At 60.3% G+C, this 2206-nt stretch carries 5 protein-coding genes and 1 pseudogene; all 6 read right to left on the bottom strand.

The features are described from left to right. Positions 1–154: 154 nt before the first annotated feature. The gene (locus EOC06_RS14860; RefSeq protein ID WP_128308130.1) at positions 155–427 is read right to left on the bottom strand and encodes a hypothetical protein; all 273 of its coding nucleotides are present in this window, start codon (positions 425–427) and stop codon (positions 155–157) included. After that, entirely contained in the window at positions 424–555 is a 132-nt protein-coding gene (locus tag EOC06_RS44825; RefSeq protein ID WP_281062077.1) for a hypothetical protein, read from the bottom strand. The genes EOC06_RS14860 and EOC06_RS44825 overlap by 4 nt, the downstream gene beginning before the upstream one ends. Before the next feature lie 273 nt (positions 556–828). Continuing rightward, positions 829–1431 carry a hypothetical protein gene (locus EOC06_RS14865; RefSeq protein WP_128308131.1) on the bottom strand — a complete coding sequence of 201 codons (603 nt, stop codon included), beginning with the start codon at positions 1429–1431 and terminating at the stop codon, positions 829–831. Further along, complete coding sequence (locus EOC06_RS14870) at positions 1428–1772, bottom strand: hypothetical protein (protein ID WP_128308132.1); 345 nt, start codon at positions 1770–1772, stop codon at positions 1428–1430. The genes EOC06_RS14865 and EOC06_RS14870 overlap by 4 nt, the downstream gene beginning before the upstream one ends. 30 nt (positions 1773–1802) lie before the next feature. Beyond that, on the bottom strand, positions 1803–1985 hold the full coding sequence (locus tag EOC06_RS14875; protein ID WP_128308133.1) for a hypothetical protein: 183 nt from the start codon (positions 1983–1985) through the stop codon (positions 1803–1805). After that, positions 1982–2206, bottom strand: a pseudogene (locus EOC06_RS42565) (hypothetical protein); the annotation flags it as partial. The gene EOC06_RS14875 and the pseudogene EOC06_RS42565, both read right to left, overlap by 4 nt.

Here is a 2206-nt window from a genome sequence, read left to right on the forward strand (position 1 = left end):
TTCCAGCCCTTCTCGGTGGGCTCCGGCCGCATGCCTCTGGTGGCGTAGCCGGAGCCCTGCAGGTAGCCGAGTGAGGCGCCGACAGCGGCGCCCCACCCGTCGATGGCGTCAGGGTCGCCTGCGATTGAACGCAGGACTTTCAGGTCGTGCTCGATCATGATCTGATCCCCAGTGTGTGTTGGATTTCGGCGAGCTTGGCGCGCTGGCCGAACTCGTAGGCCTGGCGCAGGAGCGAGACGAGGCTCTGGATCTGGTAGTCGGAGTTCGGACCCCGAGGGAACCGCTGCTCCCCGTAGGGGGAGTAGGTGCTCAGCGGCCCGACCACACACTCGTCCCATTGCTCGTCTCGGGAGGAGGAAGACAGAAAGCCGTCGCCGTTCCGCTTCCAGTAGCTGATCCGGCAGAACCGCTGGTGGTCGTCGGTCATGCCGCCAACTGCTCCAGCTCGGCGACCAGCTTCGCGGAGACGGGGTCGATCTCGGCCATCTTCTTGTAGAACTGGATCCTGGAGTACTCCTTGGTCCGCTTCTCCAGAGCGGCCTCCAGCTCGGCCATGCGCTTGGCTCGCTCGGCCTGGGCCTTGTAGTCGCTGTCGTCGACGACCTGGATGACGTGCTTCGTCGCCTTACCTTCATCGAGCCCTGCGGGAGGATGTCGACGACCTTGACGCAGGTGTAGCCGCCGATCGGGCTGTCGACGATGACGTGGTCATCGACACGCACCGGGTATGGGCAGAAGTAGTGGTACTTCTTCGAGCGACCATATTCGGAGGAATGGAAGACGGCGGCGATGACGTTGGCCTGGCGCTGGTTGTTGTCGTTGGTCATTTCAGTGTCCTTTTGAAAGCATGTGCTGCTTGAGCAGATGGGCGCCGTACGCCTCCCACGGTAGGGAGATCAGATCGGCGACGTTGACTTGTCCTAGAGTAGTGCTTGTTCTTCTCGCCTCCGGGCGGAGAACGAGGGATGGTTCGCCCTGCAGCACGAGCCGGCGGGGCAGGTAGGGGGCCGCTTCCAAGACCTGGTCAACGAAACGCTTGTCCTTAGCCCGCACGCCGGTGAGGACGAGAGGCTGGACGTTGGTGTATCCGAGGGATCTGATGATCTTGTCAGGTCGGACGCTCCAGAAAGGAGCGATCGGGAGGCGGGTTGGGCCCGACATCCTGGACAATGTCGCCAGGATGATTGAGATGTCTTGTTGAGAGGTGAACACCGCTTGTTCCCCCATGGTCTGGGGGATGGGTAACATGGCGTCTACCAGCGGGTCGGCGGGAAAGCGGGAAGGGTCGACTTCAGCTCGGAGATCAATGCGATGATCGCAAGGGTTCTTGCTCGGCTCGAACGGACTTGGTATCTCGAAATTGAAGGCGGTTGTTATCTTCTCGCCTTGAAGCAGAAAGGCGATGTCGCCTTCCCAGTGTATGCCGTTCACGCTGCCTTCCTGACCTCCTCAACGAGCTTGACTTCGACCTTGGATTTCGAAGCCCTTGTATAGATCGTCTCGGTTTTCAGAATTCCAAGGGTGAAGAGCTGCGCTTTGAGTTTTGCGCTCGCTTGTTCGAGCTTCTCGGGGTCGATGACGATCGCCGTGCCCTTGGCGGTCCTCAAGACAGGGGCGCTGACGATGACCTTGCCGACGCCAGGGACGTCGTAGCTATCGGCGCCGGCCGCGCGGATGACCTCCTTGGCGGCCTCAAACTTCGCCTCGAGCGGATCGAGCTGCGCTTTGAGGTTCAGCAGCTCGGCGATCGTCGGCTTCAGGTTTTCGTTCACTTTTTATTTCTCCCATAAAAAAAGCCGGCTCTAGGCCGGCTGGTTGTTTTCCTGGTGGATGTTGGCGAGCAGCGCTCGGAGCCTGGGGTCCTTCTCCAGCGTGATAGCCAGTTGGAATGGACCTTTGAGCCAGTCGGCTCGGCTCTGCGCATCGGGCGCCCTCCGCATGCCGCGGACGGCGCCCCAGTAGTTCTTCATGCGATCATCGATCATGGTGCGAATGGCTTCATCAACTCCTCTATGCTGGTGCTCATCACGGTAGCCAGGCTCTGCAGCTCCCGTACGGTGAAATCGTGGAGCCCAAGCTCCATTTTCCGCACCGTGAGTCGGTTGACCCGGATTTGATCAGCCATCTCCTGATAGGAGAAGGCATGATCGATTTCCCGGTATTTGTTCAAGCGGATCCCGACCGAGTGGTGGCCATAGCTCAAGGG

The sequence above is a fragment of the Mesorhizobium sp. M7A.F.Ca.MR.362.00.0.0 genome (assembly GCF_004023175.1).
Taxonomy (GTDB): Bacteria; Pseudomonadota; Alphaproteobacteria; order Rhizobiales; family Rhizobiaceae; genus Mesorhizobium.